18 protein-coding genes are annotated in these 19454 nt (G+C 42.9%); 9 read left to right on the top strand and 9 right to left on the bottom strand.

Translation table 11 applies throughout. The annotated features are described in order from the left end of the window. Positions 1-112 precede the first annotated feature (112 nt). The 3 genes from DWX33_RS02865 to DWX33_RS02875 are packed head-to-tail and all read left to right on the top strand — an operon-like array spanning position 113 to position 2293. Positions 113-643 carry an RNA polymerase sigma factor gene (locus tag DWX33_RS02865; protein WP_005861098.1) on the top strand — a complete coding sequence of 177 codons (531 nt, stop codon included), beginning with the start codon at positions 113-115 and terminating at the stop codon, positions 641-643. A gap of 2 nt (positions 644-645) precedes the next feature. Then, on the top strand, positions 646-1182 hold the full coding sequence (locus DWX33_RS02870; RefSeq protein WP_009018380.1) for a hypothetical protein: 537 nt from the start codon (positions 646-648) through the stop codon (positions 1180-1182). A 25-nt stretch (positions 1183-1207) separates the two neighbouring features. Continuing rightward, complete coding sequence (locus tag DWX33_RS02875; protein WP_122379804.1) at positions 1208-2293, top strand: DUF4097 family beta strand repeat-containing protein; 1086 nt, start codon at positions 1208-1210, stop codon at positions 2291-2293. Between the two features lie 46 nt (positions 2294-2339). Here DWX33_RS02875 and DWX33_RS02880 read toward each other — a convergent pair whose 3' ends face one another. From DWX33_RS02880 to DWX33_RS02910, 7 genes are all read right to left on the bottom strand, one after another. Beyond that, positions 2340-2717, bottom strand: coding sequence for a hypothetical protein (locus DWX33_RS02880; protein ID WP_226769929.1), 378 nt, complete (start codon positions 2715-2717; stop codon positions 2340-2342). A 2-nt stretch (positions 2718-2719) separates the two neighbouring features. Beyond that, positions 2720-3283, bottom strand: a complete 564-nt coding sequence (locus tag DWX33_RS02885; protein ID WP_122379805.1) for an RNA polymerase sigma factor — start codon at positions 3281-3283, stop codon at positions 2720-2722. Positions 3284-3293: 10 nt separating this feature from the next. Continuing rightward, positions 3294-3701: a DUF6249 domain-containing protein gene (locus tag DWX33_RS02890; protein WP_008773927.1), complete on the bottom strand. Its 408-nt coding sequence runs from the start codon at positions 3699-3701 to the stop codon at positions 3294-3296. Between the two features lie 177 nt (positions 3702-3878). Further along, the gene (locus DWX33_RS02895) at positions 3879-5537 is read right to left on the bottom strand and encodes a Gfo/Idh/MocA family protein (protein ID WP_005861085.1); all 1659 of its coding nucleotides are present in this window, start codon (positions 5535-5537) and stop codon (positions 3879-3881) included. A gap of 5 nt (positions 5538-5542) precedes the next feature. Further along, positions 5543-6049 carry a DoxX family membrane protein gene (locus DWX33_RS02900; RefSeq protein WP_048927913.1) on the bottom strand — a complete coding sequence of 169 codons (507 nt, stop codon included), beginning with the start codon at positions 6047-6049 and terminating at the stop codon, positions 5543-5545. 117 nt (positions 6050-6166) lie between these two features. After that, positions 6167-7021: a DUF1080 domain-containing protein gene (locus tag DWX33_RS02905; RefSeq protein ID WP_005861081.1), complete on the bottom strand. Its 855-nt coding sequence runs from the start codon at positions 7019-7021 to the stop codon at positions 6167-6169. A 22-nt stretch (positions 7022-7043) separates the two neighbouring features. Next, a complete protein-coding gene (locus DWX33_RS02910) occupies positions 7044-8534 on the bottom strand; it encodes a Gfo/Idh/MocA family protein (RefSeq protein ID WP_122379806.1) in 1491 nt (496 codons plus the stop codon). 291 nt (positions 8535-8825) lie between these two features. Between DWX33_RS02910 and DWX33_RS02915 the strand changes: the two genes are divergently transcribed. Genes DWX33_RS02915 through DWX33_RS02925 form a run of 3 tightly spaced genes read left to right on the top strand, consistent with a single transcriptional unit; the run spans position 8826 to position 11815 of the window. Beyond that, positions 8826-9053 (top strand): DUF4492 domain-containing protein, encoded by a 228-nt coding sequence (locus DWX33_RS02915; protein ID WP_005861078.1) that lies wholly within the window; start codon positions 8826-8828, stop codon positions 9051-9053. Positions 9054-9066: 13 nt separating this feature from the next. After that, positions 9067-10623: a cytochrome ubiquinol oxidase subunit I gene (locus DWX33_RS02920; protein ID WP_048927911.1), complete on the top strand. Its 1557-nt coding sequence runs from the start codon at positions 9067-9069 to the stop codon at positions 10621-10623. 40 nt (positions 10624-10663) lie between these two features. Continuing rightward, entirely contained in the window at positions 10664-11815 is a 1152-nt protein-coding gene (locus DWX33_RS02925) for a cytochrome d ubiquinol oxidase subunit II (protein WP_005861074.1), read from the top strand. A 123-nt stretch (positions 11816-11938) separates the two neighbouring features. On the opposite strand, the gene DWX33_RS02930 is transcribed toward DWX33_RS02925, so the two are convergent. Then, entirely contained in the window at positions 11939-13534 is a 1596-nt protein-coding gene (locus tag DWX33_RS02930) for a M28 family peptidase (RefSeq protein WP_005866675.1), read from the bottom strand. 324 nt (positions 13535-13858) lie between these two features. On the opposite strand from DWX33_RS02930, the gene DWX33_RS02935 reads away from it, so the two are divergent. Both DWX33_RS02935 and DWX33_RS02940 read left to right on the top strand, forming a co-directional pair. Next, entirely contained in the window at positions 13859-14773 is a 915-nt protein-coding gene (locus DWX33_RS02935; RefSeq protein ID WP_122379807.1) for a ribonuclease Z, read from the top strand. 86 nt (positions 14774-14859) lie between these two features. Beyond that, positions 14860-15180, top strand: coding sequence for a T9SS type A sorting domain-containing protein (locus DWX33_RS02940; RefSeq protein WP_005861068.1), 321 nt, complete (start codon positions 14860-14862; stop codon positions 15178-15180). 217 nt (positions 15181-15397) lie between these two features. Here the strand turns inward: DWX33_RS02940 and DWX33_RS02945 are convergent, their stop codons facing one another. After that, positions 15398-18265, bottom strand: coding sequence for a DUF6383 domain-containing protein (locus tag DWX33_RS02945; RefSeq protein WP_122379808.1), 2868 nt, complete (start codon positions 18263-18265; stop codon positions 15398-15400). A 900-nt stretch (positions 18266-19165) separates the two neighbouring features. Between DWX33_RS02945 and DWX33_RS22705 the strand changes: the two genes are divergently transcribed. Further along, a partial coding sequence (locus DWX33_RS22705) for an Rpn family recombination-promoting nuclease/putative transposase (RefSeq protein WP_233570107.1) occupies positions 19166-19454 on the top strand: 289 nt, incomplete at its 3' end.

The raw sequence follows: 19454 nt of genomic DNA on the forward strand, positions 1-19454 counted from the left end.
ATTTTTATCATTTAGTTCAGGAGGAGAGGCGTCGAGATGATGCCTTTCTTTTTTTGTATTTTTACGCTACAAGATGCAACGGTCAAGGCATCACTCTCGTTTATATAAACAAATGGACAAAGTAACCGAACATCTGATCGAGGGTTGCCGCCGGGGAGACCGGAGCTCGCAACTGAAGTTGTACAAACAATACGCACAGCGATTGTATATAGCCTGCTTGCGTATCGTAGGCAACTCATCCGAGGCGGAAGAAGCCATGCAGGACTCGTTCCTCAAGATCTTCACACGCTTGGACCAATATCATGACGGGCAATGCTTTGAGGCATGGATGCATCGCATCGCCATCCATACGGCTATCGATTATGTACGCCGCCAAGCACCGGACCAAGAGGAGCTTTCCGACAATCTGGCCGAACCGGAAACGGACGGACCGGACGAGGAAGAAATCCAATATTCCGTGGCACAGATAAAGGAAGCTACCAAGAAGTTGCCGGCAGGCTACCGCATAATCCTCTCGCTTTACCTCTTTGAGGGATATGATATGGAAGAGATCGCCTCTATCCTGAAAATTCAACCGCCAAGCGTCCGTAGCCAGTACCTACGCGCCAAGCGGAAATTGTTAGACATTATAGCAGCCAATTAAACATGGATAAACTAAAGAATTTCATAGACGCAAACCGTGACGCATTCGAGGAAGATGAGATGCTTCCCGAAGGTCACTTCGAACGTTTCGAGCAAAAACTGCCGAAGCCACGGAAAAACCGTGCGGCCCTATACAGCCTATCGGCCTTTGTCATAGCTGCCTCTATCGCTTTGTTGCTCTTATTCCGCTTGCCGGGAGGGACCGGTCTGCCGGAACCCGCGCAAAAGACCACGGCCCAGACCTGCGAGGCCCAAGAAGAGATCGAGGAACTACGTCTATATTACAATATGCAAATGAACGACGTATTGACGCAGATGAAGAAGTTGTATAAACAGGACCGGACACCGGGAGCGGAAGAGTTATTGCAAGAGAGCAAACGGATCCTCACGGATAATTATATGTTCGAGGAAACGATACTCCCTACCTTGCCTTGTTCCAACGACGGTCTCTTCGCCATGACCCAGCATTACAGCAATAGCTTGGAGGGCCTCACGCTGATGCTTAAGCAAATGGAACAAGTCACGGATAACCAGAAATAGTAATAACAATTAATACATATCAATCATGAACACGACACACGTAAAATTGAGTCCCGCCGTATTGCTGACTTTCGTATTGCTGCTATGCAATCTATCGGCAATAGCTAGGCCACAAGAGAAGATCAAGAAAAAAGAGATATCCCAATCCTACAGCGTGAGTTCCAACGATCGCCTCCAAGTAGAAAACCGTTATGGAAACATCACCGTTACCCACTGGAATCAGAATACGGTAGCTATACGGGTTGAGGTAGAATGTAAGGCTCGCAGCGAGGAACGTGCTCAAGAGAACTTGGACCGTATCCAAATCGAGACCAAGAAGATAGGTGGTATTGTCTCAGCGGTCACTACGATAAAGAAGGAGATGAATAGCAATTCGAATAATGAGTCCATGACGATCAATTATTATATCCAGATGCCTCCTAAGCTCGCCGCAGACTTGAACCAGAAATATGGAAATATCAACTTGCCAAGCGATAATAACGGCAACATGGATATCCATGTAAAATACGGCAACCTGAATGCGGGTAATTTCACAGCCAACGCAATGATAGAGGCCAAATATGGTAACATCGAGGTAGGAAATCTGCAGGACGCCCAACTGGATCTGGGCTACGTAGGAACCGCCAAGATTCGCAACGCTAAAGATTTAACGATAGACAGCAAATATTCCAATCTGGATATACAGGATATACAATCTTTACGCATGGAAATTAAATATGGTAATCTCACCATTGAAAGCGTAAGCAGACTAGACATGGAGATTAAGTACAGCGACGCTAAAATCGGGATCCTTAAAGATGCCTTGAATGTAAGTAGCCTTAGCTATAGTAACTTAAAGATACGAAACTTGTCTCCCTCTTTCTCGAAGGTGAACGTAGAATCTCATTATGGGAATTTAGAGGTAGCGCTTCCCGCAAAAACTTCTTTCCGGATAGTAGCGGAGAACATGAAGTATTCAAGCTGCGACGTGAACGGTTTCAATATCACCCGCAAGCATTTTGACGATGAGGATCGTGACAAGAATTACACCTATGAGATTAATGGTGGAAAGCAACCGACGATTCACTTCGAAGGAAATCGATATGGAAATCTAAAAGTCAAGGCCAATTAATCGGTTGTAGAGACGGGGCGTGCCCCGTCTCTACAACCGGATATTTTTATTTTGAGGTGTTTTGCCGGCGTATCTCTTCTCTCTTCAACCAGTTATCGAGTTGTGTAAACAGGAAGAAACAAGAGATCCCGGAAGCAATCGTTAAAACAATCGGGAAATAGGCTCGCAAAGAGCCTAAAACCGTTTCCGCCCCGCCCGGAGAAAGCTTAACCAAATACAAGATGCCTACTAACACAAGCATATAAGCGACAAATATGCTAAAAATGCCTACAGGTGTAAACCGTTTCTTGATATAGTACTTATATACCCGCTTCTTCTCTTGTATAATCAATGCCATAATACGGGAGTTTAATGAGGCCGAAGGTTGTTCCGCCGTCCCTCGCATCAACTTACGTGTCAAATGATCGATATCTTTCTCATTCATATTCATAACAAATCAGCTGTCTCTAATTTCATTTTATCTTGCAATACTTCATAAAACCGTTTCCGCCCACGAAATAGTTTTACTTTCACATTAGAAGCGCTCAATTCAGTGATCTGACAGATCTCTTCCACCGAGCATTCCTCCAAATAATAAAGAGTAAGCAACAAGGCCTCATCAGCCGGAAGCTTTTTCAGCGTACGTGCGATCATCTCTTTCCGGTCCTCACGCTCTAATAAAGCCGTAGCCGATTCAACCTCGTCATTCGAAAGGTCTACAGGGCCCGCCTCCTCATAACTCACGAACATACGCTGTTGTCTCAAGGCCGTCAACGCCGTACGATACACGATCCTATAAAACCATGTTGAGAACTTACTATCGAAATGAAAATCGGAAAGAGCACGATACATCTTCACGAACGCATCCTGTACAGCCTCTTCTGCCTCCTCGCGATTTTCCAAGATACGAAGAGCGATGGTATAAGCCATCTTCTCATACTTCGCGACAAGGCAGGAGAAACTTTGCATGTCCCCTGCCAAAATACGTTCTATCCACTTTCGCTCATCCATCCGGTATCGTTTATTCTTCCAGACGCATTTTCTTCTCATCCTCCAATCTCTCCTTCTCCATTAAAGAACGGGAAAGAAAGAAATAAATTATAAAAGCTACTCCACCGAACATAATCGTAATAGCCGGAACTAACAAAAAGAACCAATCGCTATCGTAAGTGAAAGCAGAGTCGACCATCATACCGACAATCACACCCAATGACAAACCGATCATAAAAATACCGTTACGCAGGGTATTATAACGATTAGGCCTTCTCTCGGGCCGCATAGCCTCTTCCAGCACAATTCCTTTCTCAATCATCGCCATCTTTTCCTCATGCTTACTTTTAATGGTCATGTAACTAGCGATAATACCTAACAATACCGGCATACCTACCGCACAAATAACACCTAAAATAGGAATCCACAACTCGTTCATATCTTTTATTCTTTAAAGGTTTAATAAATTATTCGCTTTTATCAATAAGACATGAGTAATCACAAATTGGTTACAAAAAAGAGAAGAAATTTTATACATGCACAAATAAAAGAAGCGAACTCCATCCATTTATGAAGTTCGCTTCTTGGGAAAGTTATTTATCGTCTTTTTAGATACTTACGCAAGTTCACCTCTTACGATCTCTTCTTTGTCCTTATCCCAGTACATCGTACGTCCTTCCAGATAAGCACGCGTACCCATGTGGGCAGTCATAGCTTCTTGGAAAGCAGCGTCGATATTACAGCTAGGAGTCTTGCCTTGACGGATACATTCCAGCCACTCACGGATATGCAAGTGAGTCGTATCATAACGTTTACCATTTACATACGTATACAGCAAACCACGTTTAGCGAAATACAACTCCGTAGGAGATGTAACGGAATCCGAGCTATTTTGTCCCGGTACATAGGTATAGAACGGAGTATCTGTAGGAATAATACCTTCCTTGATCTTATCCGCATAACGAGTGGAATCTTGGTCAACCGTAATAGCCAAGATATTGGAAACCTCCATAGAAGCATCATGCCCCATGAACACCTTGCCACGGTTACGGCTACTTGCCAATGTAGCGCTATACAACATCGTCAAGTCACGATCCGGCCACTCGAAAGTAGTCTGCAATACATCAGGTACCGTACGTCCGTCCTTGAAGAAATAAACACCGCCGGATGAAGTAGCGGAATGAGGTATACCCACATGCATGATCTGGTTGACAGCGTCATACTCATGTGTCAACAAGTCACCGGAAAGGCCTGTACTATAATCCCACCAGCAACGCCAGCGGAAGAAACGTTCCAGACTGAACTTGCTACGCTCGTCCGGACCGATATATCTTTCAAGCTTGTTGGATGTCATATAATCCATATATTCCTTAATACGCTCAGGATCACCCTCGAACTGCTTCCAATCAATCGTATTCGGATTAGAGCCTTCGATAATATCATATACCCAAGCACCATTTGGAGAGTTACGGTTCGTACAAACCTCGATCAAGTTAACAGGGCCTAATAATCCGTTACCGATAATCTCCTCGGCCTTCTGATAACAGTCGGTCTGACGCCCTTGGTGACCTAACTGAAATACAACGCCGGTCTCTTTGATCACTTGGCGAACCATATACGTCTCAGGAACCGTCCATGATAACGGTTTCTCGCAATATACATGCTTTCCGGCACGTGCCGCAGCCATAGCGATCGTGCTATGCCAGTGGTCCGGACCAGCGATAATAACGGCATCCACATCCGGAGCCGTTACCAACTCTTGATAAGTCCGGTAACGTTTCGGAGCAGGCCCGAACTTACCGCCGCTACCCTCACGATGGATATTGGAACCGGTCAATACAGCGGCCTCACCATATACATCAAATATATCACAAACCGCGGTTATCTCAATATTCAGATCATCTTGCTCCATATATTGCTGATAACGCGTGTCTTTCTTATTCAACTTATTAGCTTCTTTCATCTTATCGATCCAAGAAGGCTCAGCGAAACCTGCGGCACGCATCAATTGCTTTCCACGAATACCGAAGCCGACCAAACCGATACGGATCTTCTTGCCATCGCCTTGCGGCTCCAAATAGGAGGCCTGTCTGTTACTTACCTGAAATACATCTGATATGTTACGGCCTCTTAAAGCGTCTTTCCTTTTTTGGTAAACGCCATATGCCAAAGCACCTAAGATAGGCACTGTAGCCAATGTCTTCAATGTGTCCCGACGTCCTTTATCGGGCATTTGCTCCTGAGAAGGAGTATTCTTTGCATCTTCTGTTGCCATGGGTATCAAATAAATTTAAGTTTATGCAATATCGGACACACACGTCCTAACACACGATCGAATCCTATGATTTGTGATGTAGGGAATACGCACATCAAACCTAAGGCGGCGAACTCCACAAGGTTCTTGTCAATCCATAAATAAGAGCCTTCAAACGGCATCATATAGCTCGCTCCCACAAAAGAGGGGTGGGATAACGTGTACATAGCGAGAAGAATCATACCTCCAACAGAAGATAAACGATACAAACAGCCTAAAGTCAAGCCTAGGCCGATCAATAACAGAGCCCACTCATTCAAGAGGTTGATAGTTGTCATCAAACTGTCGTCTTGAGTCAATTTGATAAAAAATGAAGCAGCGGGACCCTTTGAATCGAGTAGATAGGGTAGAGATGTCCATTTTGGGTTCATGATTTTTACTAGGCCTTCATACATAAAGTGCCAACCTATAAAAAGACGCAGCATCATCAGCCAAGTCATCTGCGCTTTCGTGTAACCTTGTTCTATTTTCATTTCTTGGTCCTAAAAAATTGGTTTAGAAAAAGTCGATTATTAAAAACACAACACCCGAAGCTAAAATCATAGATTTAGGCCTCGGGCGTTATTTATGCTAAAATGTGCTTGATACGATTAATCCAAAACTTTAACAGTAATGTTACGGAACCAAACATCATCCCCGTGGTCTTGAAATCCGATGAAACCTTCTTTGTTAGCGCCACCGCAATTCAACAACAACTCATAAGCCAACGGCCATTTGTCTTTGCTAAATTTGCTATTATCCAACATTTCTTTCCATTGCGGAGTCCACAAGTGATACTCAACAACAGGTTCATCGCTATTCAAATAGTGAACAACTGTACCCTTATAGCACATGATCTTACCCTTGTTCCACTCACCGAACGGTTTAGCGTTCTGCGGTTTAGCAGGAATCATGTCATACAAAGAAGAAGATTTACGGTTGCCATCCTTACCTAACTTAGCGTCCGGATGGTTCTCGTTATCCAATACTTGGTACTCAGGAGCAGAGATGTAAGAAGGTTGTCCTTCTACCTCTTGAATCATGATGAATACACCAGAGTTAGATCCTTTACCTACTTTCCATTCGAACTCAAGCTCGAAGTTACCCAACTTATGAGCGAAGATCAAGTCCCCACCGTTGGAAGCACCAGCCTCACCAGCACCAGAGCCATTGATTTTGATCGCTCCGTCCTCGATTGTCCAAGCACCCGGAACGTCAGCACGGTCATAACCTCTCCAGCCATTGAATGTCTTACCATCGAAGATCACATATCTACCCTCTTTATCTTTCGGGAAAGTCGTGATATCTACAGTAGGAAGATCTGTCATGAGCTTGTACTCAGGAGCTGCGGCTTCTGTTGTAGTCTCAGCAGCTGCAGGAGCTTCTTCTGTTTTCTTTCCACCACCACAAGAAGTGAAATAACACATCATGATAGCGGCACTTGCTAATAATACTGACTTTTTCATTTTATTTATTGAGTTAAAACTATTATCTCGGCATATCTACCAACTTCCAGCCTTCACGGTAGTTGTGCTTGATCAAGCCTGCGGCAAATTCTTGAGCATTAATTGGATCCGTCCACTCTGTCTTGAATTTCGGGTCACCATCGATAACCTCGAATGTATCTTTCTTGATGATCTTGATTGTCTCATTCGGATCGATATTCGTAAATCTCATGTTAGGGCCATCCCACAACAATTCTTTATTCAATCTTTGCAAACGAACAGCCAATACACCCATTACAACCATTTCATTGAACGGACCAGCCTCCAAGAAGTTAGACTTCGTCTGAACACGGCTGCCTGCGCTTTCCTTACAAGCACGGATCCAGTCTTGTTCGTGACCACCCTTCATAGCGTCTTTCACGCGGCGCAATGTTTGAGGAACGTTCGGTTTACGACCAGATAACAACCATGGGTTAACACCGTAGCAACCGCAGATCAATGTATCTTTCGTACCATGGAAGATACACAATCCACCACCTTCACCCATCAATTCCTTACCTTGAGGGAATCCTTCTGGACGATCCGGCATCATACCACCATCATACCAGTGAACTTCAACCTCCGGCATAGCTACCTTCGGCATATTATCACGAGCCGGGAATACCAACTTAACATGCTGAGCGTTAGGAGCACAGTCTTGTAATAACAATGTAGAAGAACCTTGAACTCTTGTCGGATAGCCTAAATTCAAGCCTTTGAATACCGGATGTAAGATGTGGCAAGCCATATCACCCAACGCACCTGTACCATAATCCCACCATCCGCGCCAGTTCCAAGGATGATATGTCTTATTAAACGGTCTCAATTTAGCAGGACCCGTAAACAAATCCCAATTCAATGTAGAAGGAATCTTATCAACTTTCTCAGGAGCGTTCAAACCTTGCGGCCAGATAGGACGGTTGGTAGCGCATTCTACTTTAGTAACCTCACCGATCTCACCATTCCAAATCCATTCACAGATCAAATCTACACCTTCAGCCAATGAAGAACCTTGGTTACCCATCTGAGTAGCTACGTCATACTTCTTAGCCAAGTTCGTAAGCAAACGGGACTCATAAACAGAGTGAGTCAACGGTTTCTGAGTGTATACGTGTTTGCCAAGCGTCATAGCGTCAGCCGTGATCATGGCATGAGTATGGTCGGCGGTAGCTACCAACACAGCGTCGATAGATTTACCCATCTCATCATACATCTTACGATAATCCCAGTATTTCTTAGCTTGAGGATGACGGTCGAATACCGGTTTCGCATACTTCCAGTCAATATCACAAAGAGCTACGATATTCTCGGTAGTCTCCATGTTCTTTAAGTTAGCGTTACCCATACCTCCGATACCTACACCGGCAATATTCAATTTATCAGTTGGAGCGATATGACCATGGGTTTTACCTAGGACCGCACTCGGAACAATAGTCAAAGCTGCTGCGGCAGCCGTACCTTTTTGAAGAAAAGATCTTCTAGTAATGTTTGACATAGTAATAATTTTTTATAGATTAGCACTTAACAATGATATTTCATGTGTCTTTACACCTTTACAGGCAACAAATTGTCGCAAATATAGCCAATGCTGTATTATTGACAAGATCAAAAGACCGCTTTCTTATTTAAAATAGTTTTTTTTAACAGACAGGATAGATCTTATTTATAATTTCATAAATATTATCTATAGGATTGGGGGTATTTTATTAACGCAGTTTGGATATATTTGTAAAAACATGAAAACATATTCATATTAACAACTGTTATCTTAAATGAGAACAACTATATGAAAAAAGAATCTGCATTCATACGAATATATCGCTTTTATCTGGAAGGATTCCGGGAGATGAAGCTGGGCAAGACTCTTTGGCTAATCATTCTAGTCAAATTGTTTATCATGTTTTTTATCCTGAGATTATTCTTCTTTCCTAATTATCTCGGGCAATTCGATAGCGATAGTGAGAAGGAGAACCACGTATCGAACGAACTCATACAACGGGCAATAAATCCTTAAAACATTAATAAATATGATTGAAAACATTGACACTTCATTGATCGATTGGTCGAGGGCCCAATTTGCCCTTACGGCCATGTATCATTGGCTCTTCGTGCCACTAACACTAGGACTTGGCGTTATCCAAGCTATTATGGAGACGATTTATTATCGGACAGGTAATGAGGCATGGAAAAAGACCGCCCAATTTTGGATGAAATTATTCGGTATCAATTTCGCTATCGGTGTCGCTACGGGATTGATCCTCGAGTTCGAGTTCGGAACCAACTGGTCTAACTATAGTTGGTTTGTCGGGGATATCTTCGGGGCACCTTTGGCTATCGAGGGAATTCTCGCCTTCTTTATGGAAGCTACCTTTATCGCTGTTATGTTTTTTGGTTGGGACAAGGTTAGCAAACGCTTCCATCTCGCCTCCACTTGGCTGACGATTATCGGCGCTACTCTTTCCGCTCTCTGGATCTTGATCGCTAACGCATGGATGCAATATCCGGTCGGTATGCATTTCAATCCGGATACGGTCCGTAACGAGATGTTCGATTTCTGGGCCGTAGCTTTATCGCCTGTCGCCATTAATAAGTTTTTCCATACGGTATTGTCCGGTTGGATCGTAGGCGCCTTGTTCGTACTAGGAATCAGCTGCTGGTATTTATTAAAGAAACGGAATACCGAATTCGCTTTGTCAAGTATCAAGGTCAGCGCTATATTCGGGTTGGTAGCCTCCATCCTTATTATCTGGACGGGTGATGGCTCCGCTTACCAAGTCGCTCAAAAGCAGCCGATGAAACTAGCCGCCATGGAAGGTCTTTATGAGGGTGGCAACGGAGTAGGACTCGTAGGTATCGGCATCTTAAATCCGGCAAAGACGAGTTATCTGGATAACCAGAACGCATTTATTTTTGACATTAAGTTCCCCAAACTCCTCTCCTTCTTAGCAGAACGTGACATCAACGCATACGTTCCGGGTATCGTAAACTTGATAGAGGGAGGCTATACGACCAATAAAGGAACGGTAGCGCTCTCCGCCAAAGAAAAAATAGAGAAAGGTAAAACCGCTATCAAAGCGTTAGCAGATTATCGTAAAGCGGTCAAAGATAAAGATACCGCAGCCGCCGAGCAATACAGGGTAACTTTGGAAGAGAATTTCCCCTATTTCGGATATGGTTATATTAAGGATCCGGCAGAGTTAATCCCACATGTAGGATTGACATTCTATTCTTTCCGTGTGATGGTGATCCTTGGTTGTTTCTTCATCTTACTATTCATTATTACGTTGATATGGGATAAAAAAGGGAAAATCGCTAATACACGTTGGTTGCAATACGTGGGCCTATGGTCTATACCTTTAGGATATATAGCGGGACAAGCCGGTTGGATCGTAGCGGAGGTAGGACGTCAGCCTTGGGCTATACAGGATATCTTGCCGACCAGCGCTTCGATATCCAAGTTAAACCCATCCTCGGTACAGACCACTTTCTACCTGTTCCTTATCTTATTCACGATCCTGCTGATCGCAGAGATCGGAATCATGGTTAAGGCCATCAAGAAAGGGCCGGAAGCTGCCGCCCACTAATTTTTAATTTTCAAATATCAATTCTTAAATAGAAAGTCCTATGGATAGTACATATATATTGTTACAACATTACTGGTGGTTTCTGGTATCTCTACTCGGAGCGCTATTAGTATTCCTTCTTTTTGTACAAGGAGGCCAATCTCTACTCTTCACTATCGGCAAGACGGAGATACAGCAAAAAATGTTATTGAACTCGACCGGGCGTAAGTGGGAGTTTACTTTCACTACGTTGGTCACTTTCGGAGGTGCTTTCTTCGCCTCTTTCCCTTTATTTTATTCCACAAGCTTCGGCGGAGCCTATTGGGTATGGATGCTGATCTTGCTTTGCTTCGTGATACAAGCTGTATCTTACGAGTATCAAGCGAAAAAAGGCAACTTACTCGGGAAAAAGACGTATCAAGTATTTCTTATGATCAATGGTATAGCAGGTCCGATCTTACTCGGAACCGCTGTAGCGACCTTCTTTAACGGCGCCGAATTTATTGTTAACAAAGAACAGTTGACTGATGTAGCCATGCCCGTCATTTCCACGTGGGCCAATCCTTGGCATGGATTAGAGGCGGCTTTGGTATTTTGGAATTTGTGCCTAGGACTGGCAGTTTTCTTCTTGGCACGAGCTCTGGCCCTACTCTATTTTATCAACAATATCGATGATCCGGAGATTGTCGCTAAAAGCCGGAAACAATTGATACCGGAGACAATCTTGTTCCTCGTCTTTTTCTTGACATTCTTGATCCGTTTATTGTTGGTGGACGGTTTTGCCGTAAATCCGGATACCGGAGAAGTATTTATGCAACCGTATAAGTATTTTATGAACCTGATCGAGATGCCAATCGTGTTAGCCGTATTATTGATTGGCGTGGTTGGCGTGCTATTCGGCATAGGGAAAACGATATTCTCGAAGACTTGGAGAAAAGGCATCTGGTTCGCGGGAGCAGGGACTGTCTTGACCGTATTAGCTTTATTACTTTGCGCAGGATGGAATAATACGGCTTACTACCCATCTTTGGCGGATCTACAAAGTTCATTGACGATCCAGAATAGTTGCTCAAGCCCATTCACGTTGAAAGTAATGAGCTATGTATCTATTCTCGTCCCATTCGTATTAGCCTACATTTTCTATGCTTGGAGAGCGCTTGATCTACATAAGATCAATAGTAAGGAAATGCAAGAAGGAGGTCATACCTATTAAATAATGTGCAAATTAAATAATATGCTAATGTGCCAATATGCCAATGTGCCAGTGAGAATGCAAGTGATAGTATCTTAATTGACACATTAGCATATTGGCATATTGCTACATTGGCACATTAATTTATTGCCTTTGGAAGTCCGCCTCTTTTGTCCACTTAGGCATCTCATCATTGTTGGCGATGACTAAACCGATACTAAACATTAAGTTCATATCTTCCATAGCCCCATCAAAATCCCACCAAGATTCATCATACTCATCATTCGGTTGGTGATACCGGTAAACTTTCGGTTTAGCCTCATGGCGTGCTTTATCCACGTAATCCTTACCGCCACCAACTAAAATCGTAGGTACGCCTTTTTTCACGAAATTAAAATGATCGGAACGGAAATAACCACCCGCAGGATCTTCGGTGATAACCTTCACGGTCCGCCCTTGTGCCGAGGCCATAGCGATCACCAAGGCATCTGTATCCGTCTTGCCCGCTGCCCGGAGAGAAACATCATGGGTACGCTCACGCGGAGCAGTGCCGTCAAAATTCAAGTTAATAGCTGTTTTAGATAACGGGAACAAAGGATGCTCACAATAGTACTGAGAACCTAATAAGCCACATTCCTCGGAAGTCACCGCCACGAATACGATAGAGCGACGAGGACGAACAGGCAATGATTGATATTTCTTAGCTAATAGCATTAAGGTAGCCACACCCGAAGCATTATCACTAGCGCCATTATAGATACTATCCCCATCTATCGGAGTACCGATCCCAAAATGATCCCAATGAGCGGTAAAAACCAAGTATTCATCTTTCAAGTCCGTGCCCGGTAAAACAGCCGCCACATTATGAGACTCGCCTACGGTCATCTTTACATTTAATATAACCTTACTCTTCGCCTTCATCGTAAAACTCTTGAAACCCGGTTTCTTCGCCGCGGCAATCGTCTCATCAAAATTCAATCCGCTAAGGGCGAACATTTTCTTGCAAGCCTCCTCCGAGAGCCATCCCTTCATGCCCAAAGCTTCCGCATTCATTGTCTCCGAGCAAAGAGCGATATTTGTCTGCACGTGAGAAGCCTGACAGACCTTCCAACCATACGAAGCGGCCGCCTCGTTATGAAGAACCAATAAACCTGCAGCACCTTGGCGTTGCGCCTCCTCGAACTTATAAGTCCAACGACCATAATAGGTCATGTTCTTTCCGCGAAACAAAGACGTATCATAAAAACCGGGATCATTCACCATAGCGATAACGATTTTCCCCTTCACGTCTACATTCGCATAATCGTTCCAACCATATTCCGGCGCATTAATACCAAACCCACAGAACACATAATCCGTAGTAGGAATAACTACCTTTTCAGTCCCCCGGTTCGTCCAAACGACAATATCATCCGAGAACTTCAAATCCATAGAGCCTTTCGCGCATTTCACCGTGATCTTATTCTTTACCGGACGGGTAAAAGTAGATATTTCCTTCACCGGCTGGAAATAACTATCGCCATTAGCAGGCTGAAGACCTAGTTTCTTAAATTCATCAGCGATGTAATGGATTGTTTTCGTCTCATACTCGGTCAAAGGCTTACGCCCTCCGAACTCATCCGAGCCTAAAGTCTTTACTCGTTCCTTGAAAAAAGCCAAATCTTCCTCATAACTCTGGGCCATAACAGATACGCCCATAGCGAGCATCAGAAGAAAAACAGAGATAAAATTCTTGTTCATAATCGTAGATTGTTAAATGACATAATTTATTAGATATAGGTATTTAGATTTCAAATTAACAATAAAAAAAGGAAACGGCGAAGCTCACGCTTGGCCGTTTCTACATTTAACCGTTTTAAACAAAAAGAAAAAGTTAGTTAAGGCTTAGAAAAAAATATCTTAAGTCTATTTACCGACTGTATATTCGCTTTCCCGAAGGACAGCAAACAAATATATGGAATCCACCTCATCCTGCATACATTACACTTTGTTTTTTTGTTATTTTTCACAGAACAGAAATGCTTTTGTATTATCTTTGCACTCAATTATTCCCATAGACAACAAATGGCTGATTTTGATATAAACATATTGGGATGCGGTTCCGCATTGCCCACGACACGCCATCTGGCGACTTCTCAAATAGTAGATTTACGAGATAAACTATACATGATCGACTGCGGGGAAGGCACGCAAGTGCAAATGCGTCGTATGCGTATAAAATTCAGCCGTTTAAATCATATCTTCATCTCCCACCTACACGGAGATCATTGCTTCGGGCTACCGGGATTGATCTCTACATTAGGTATGCTGGGGCGTAATGGAGAACTTGTTATTCATGGGCCGAAAGACATCGAGAGCTATATGCGTCCGGTACTTGATATCTTTTGCAAAGGGTTGCCTTATGAGATCCGTTTTAACTTAATCGACCCGACAACTCATTCGTTGGTTATGGAAGATCGCTCCTTAAGCGTTTATTCCATTCCGTTAAAGCACCGTATACCCTGTTGTGGCTATTTATTCGCCGAGAAAGCCAAAGAAGCGCATATCATCCGGGAGATGACGGATTTCTATCAAGTTCCCGTCCGTATGATGCAAGAGATCAAAAGGGGCGCTGATTTCGTCACCCCGGAAGGAGAGGTAATCCCGAATGCCCGCTTAACCCGCCCTGCCGTCGCTCCCAAACGGTATGCTTATTGCTCGGATACAGCTTTTCACCCATCTATAATCCCCATCATTGAAGGGGTGGATTTATTATACCACGAGGCGACTTTCGCTGAATGTGACGCCGCACGTGCGAAAGAGACCTTCCACTCTACCGCCCGCCAAGCGGCCGAGATTGCTTATAAAGCCCAAGTGAAGCGATTGGTTATCGGTCATTACTCGGCTCGTTACGAGGATATGGCACCGTTAAAGAAAGAAGCAGACAAGATATTTCCCGGCACGATCTTAGGAGAGGAAGGTATGAGGCTTAGCGTATAATCATACATCCGTTTTACGAAATAAAGCTAATTACTTTCTAATATGCAGAAAACTTTCTACATTTGTACGAATTTAGGGACAAGTAAATGAAGCTTATACATATCATCGCTTTGGCACTTGCATTCTCCGCAAGTTATCCGGTTTACGCGCAAGCTAATAAATCGGGAGTCAAGACATTTGCTTCTAGGCAAGAAGATCCCTCTCCTATCGAAATCACGGCCTACGAGAATCGCATCAAGGTAGAGAACGCTCCTGTCGGGAGTATCTTGGAAATCTACAGTGTCGTAGGCATCAAGGTGAAAGAAATCGAAGTCAAGCAGTCCACCGCCGAATATGTCGTAGATATCGCAAAGGGATATTATATCATCCGCATTGGCGATACGGTACGCAAGGTGGCGATACGGTAAATAAAAGCCCCATAGGATAATCCTACGGGGCTTGTTTTTTGATCCGCTTTCTCTTCTCACGAGGATACCTGCGGAAGAACTTTTAATTACTTTAGTATTAATATGCCACGTGTTCACCCGTCACGGGATACTTCTTTATTGCGGCATAGTTATTTAATTATATATCACATAAAGGCGGGTTTCCCCGCCTCTATTATTTTAAGCGATACGGCTTATCTTATTTAACAACTGTCTTAACAGCTTCCTCACCGTCAACAGCTACAGCTATGATACCAGCAGGTACGGAAATTGTAGCGTTATCGGATGTAAGAACTGTTTCTGCGACAACCTTACCTAAGATGTTAGTGATCACTACGGACTTACCGGCAGCGCCTTGGATAGTAACCTTACCAGCCTCTCCAATTACAGAGATAGCAGATGTACCTTCCGCAACATTTCCGTTGGATGTCGGGTGTAATTCTGTAGCAGCAACGTTAAACAAGTGAGCGTCATCCTTAGCCGGAGACCAAACTAAAACATTATTGATTACTTTCAAGAAATATGAACGATTATAGAACTGTTGTTCCTCTTCGTCATTCTGTCCATTGAATGCTTTAATCGTATTCTCAACAATCAAATTAGTAGTACCATCCGTAGCGGCAGTTGTCATGAAAGCCATGGCAGCCGGATTGATACTCATATCTTTCAAGGTATCCGCAGCTGTCGGTTCCTCACGAGCGATAGTCAAAGAATCCGCACCATAAACCTTAGCCTTAACGAAAGCAGCCTTAGCATAAGACATATAGTCATGATCCTTGAATGTATATTTGCTAGCCTCTTTGGCCTCTTCCCAACCATTTTCATCAGCAACAAATACAGAATCATACGGATTTACCAGATAATTCATATAACCAGCTTCGCGATCCGCAGCAGAAAGGCCATTACCTGTAGTCACATAATACAATGGTTTAGCGATATCTTTCACACAAGCTGTATCAATCCATAAACCGAACAAGCTATCAATATACGGAGTTTGTTCTGCAGTCTTAACCTCAGCGAACAAAGTAGCAGGATTCATAGAAAGAGCCTTGCCGTCACCTTCCGAAGAAGATAACATCATGTGATGAGCATCACCCAAATTAGCGTAAGTAGGTGCCGGAGCAGCTACCAAATTGAAATAGTTCACTACCTCATCGCTAGACTGATTCAAATATTCCAATTCCGCCGTTTTCACGTTGAATGACATTCTATAGCTATTCGTTGTCATCAAATATTCGCCTTCTTCTTCACCAGCAATGAATGTAAACCATTTTGCAGTACGATAAGAAGCACCCTCTACTTGGCCTCCGAATGTCTGCTTTGTATATTTCAACTTTCCATAATCAGAATAAATATACCACTCATCACCATCTTTAAACCAATATCCCATATCATTCGTCAAATACTTATCGCCATATTGCTCTTTCAATTGATAACTAGCAGCAGATAATGTATCTTTCAAAGACTGAGCACCACCATTATTATAATAAGGAAGACCATTTTCATAACTCGGCTGTACTAACTTGAACAATGTAGCATTCTCTATATCGGTAGATTGAATCTGGATCAAGGAGTCTTTCGCATAAGCATATAAGTTCTCTACTCCCGGAGTCTTAGAGATCAAGTTCAAAGCGAAAGCCTCATTTCCGATTTCTTCCGGAGTGAAATATTTATAACCCAAGAAACGATCCTTAGCCTCGGTAACTTCTTTAGCATAGATAAACTCAATTGTATCTTTACCATTGAATGTAAATACGTTATCAGAGATCTTATAGATTTCCTCATAAACAGCAGTCTTACCTGTAGCTCCAGCATTCAATGTATATCCGTTAATATTAGCACTGCCTTGGTTACGGCTAACTACCGCATATTTACCATCCTTCTCAGCTACCATATATTGGCCAGCACGTTTGAAGTTTGAGACAGCGTCAATACGAGCAGATGTAGTAATACCATAATACTTATTGTAATTCTCATTCTTTGCCGTACCATTCGCTTTATGCGTATTCTTATCCTTCAAGAAATAAACACCTGCGCCATTAGGTAAGCTGGCAGGAGTCCCTACCTTTTGAGTAAACGTCAAAGAATTACCGTAATTTTGACTGATTCCATCAGTTTTCAAAGAACTGACGGTTAACACTTTTGAAGTTCCAACTTGGGCATAAACCAACTTCACATTTTCACCATTCAACACTTTCGCAAATTTACCATCTGCACCAAACTTAGGAGAATCTTTCACATAAAGAGTTAGCTTATCATTCTTCAACGTGCGAACAACCTTGAACTGTTGGAGATCAGCATTTGATACAGAATGAATCGCACTTGCCTCATAAGTTGAGTCCGCAACCAATTTAACACCAAACTCATTCACTTGATTATGGATGACTGTACGTGCCGTATCGAGACCGATGAAGAAATCTTTTTTACCAACGACAGCGAAAGTAACGAATTCCGAACCTTCCACTTGAGTCGCCTTAATTTCCGTATCCTTGAAAGGATTACCCTCCAATGCCTCACTTGCTACCAACTCAAAGACAGAGAATGTTGATATTTCATTTGCTTTCAACACCTTAGCACCTGCATCTATAATTTGGAACGCAACAGCAGATGTACCACTCTTTACGGCTAAATCCGTAGTTCCACCCAAAGCCAATGACTCAGAAGCGGAAACGGCAGTTTTGATAGTATAACCATTTGTCTCATCGCCAGTCAAAAGCCATTGATTCACGCCATCCATCACTTTAGGAGTCGCATTCTTGTCCTTCTTAAAAGACAAAGCCACACCTGTCTTAGACGTAATCTTGTACAATTGTTTTTGATCAGCAGAATAATCGGACTTTACGATTGTCCACATAGGCGCTTTAGTCACATCAGACTCATAGATAATAGAGTCGGCCTTTTCATCAGCTGTTTTTGTGATAGCCAAATAATTACTACCACTCTTCAAGTAGAAGTAATCACCCGCTGTTTTAACCGCATCAGCAATTGTTATCGAAGTTTCTGCGGCATTTACCCCAAAAGCACTCAACAACAAGCCCAAAGCTAGAGTAGAAAACTTTTTGTTCATAATTCTAAAATTAATATTAATACTAGTGTTTATTAAGATAATCAAGCTCTTATAATATCCCATCGTTCGCATTTCCGCATAAAAACGGTTAGTCTAAACGATCGTTTTTAACAGTCGTTTTTCCACCCTAATTTATTATCATCATTATATTAATGTACACATGTACATTAAATATATTAACATATTAAGAATTGATTCACAACAAATGACATTCTGACATTTTGCATATTAAACTCACGGAGAATCAAGTTTTGCGGAGAATGTACAGTCTATTCTTAAATATGCGATAAAAAAACAGCAATCCACTAGCTGACAGACAGATGACAGAAAAATAGCCTTTCATTCTAGCGAAATTAATTCATCATAATTCATATCTCATCCAGTATTGGGGCATTTTGTGGGGTTACAACAGGGCTATAACAGCGCTAGAATACCCATTCACGACTACCTATAACCTTATTCTTGACTACTCACGATGCCCAACGACACTAACGGCGTTGTCCGACACCACTCGTCGCGCAGCCTTTCGGTACCTATCGCGCATGGATAACTGGCTTTTCGTATGAAAAAGTGCCCTTTATTACCATCCCTTAGCCGCTAGATGGAGAACCTAACGAAAAGCAACCGTCACAATATACGGCATATATCAAGCAAAAAGCCAACAAAACACCCATTCACATGACAGACAGATCTTCCAAGACCACTCCTATAACGACCGCATCATACCCCTCTGAAAACACGTACGTCTTTTTACAAAAACATGTACGTGCTTCCGAAAAAAGACGTACGTGTTTTTTTAAAGCCTAAATGAATGCCCCATATAATAAAAATCGTATCTTTATCGCCAAAGATGGAAAAGAGCCATCTATATCCTATTAATCACTAAAACCTATAAACACTATGGGAAAATTTATCAACCCCTTCACCGATTTCGGCTTCAAGCACATATTCGGTAGGGAAATGGACAAGGACATTTTAATCGAGTTCCTGAATGACCTCCTCGAAGGGGAGCATACGATCACGGACCTGAGGATCATGAACAATGAGCGATTGCCCGAGACAGAGCAAGGAAGGAAAGTCATCTTCGATATCCATTGCGAGACCGACAAGGGCGAACGGATCATAATCGAGATGCAGAACAGGGAACAGCCCCACTTCAAGGACAGGGCCTTATACTACCTCTCGCACT

The sequence above is a fragment of the Parabacteroides sp. AF19-14 genome, assembly GCF_003635485.1.
Lineage (GTDB): Bacteria > Bacteroidota > Bacteroidia > Bacteroidales > Tannerellaceae > Parabacteroides > Parabacteroides distasonis.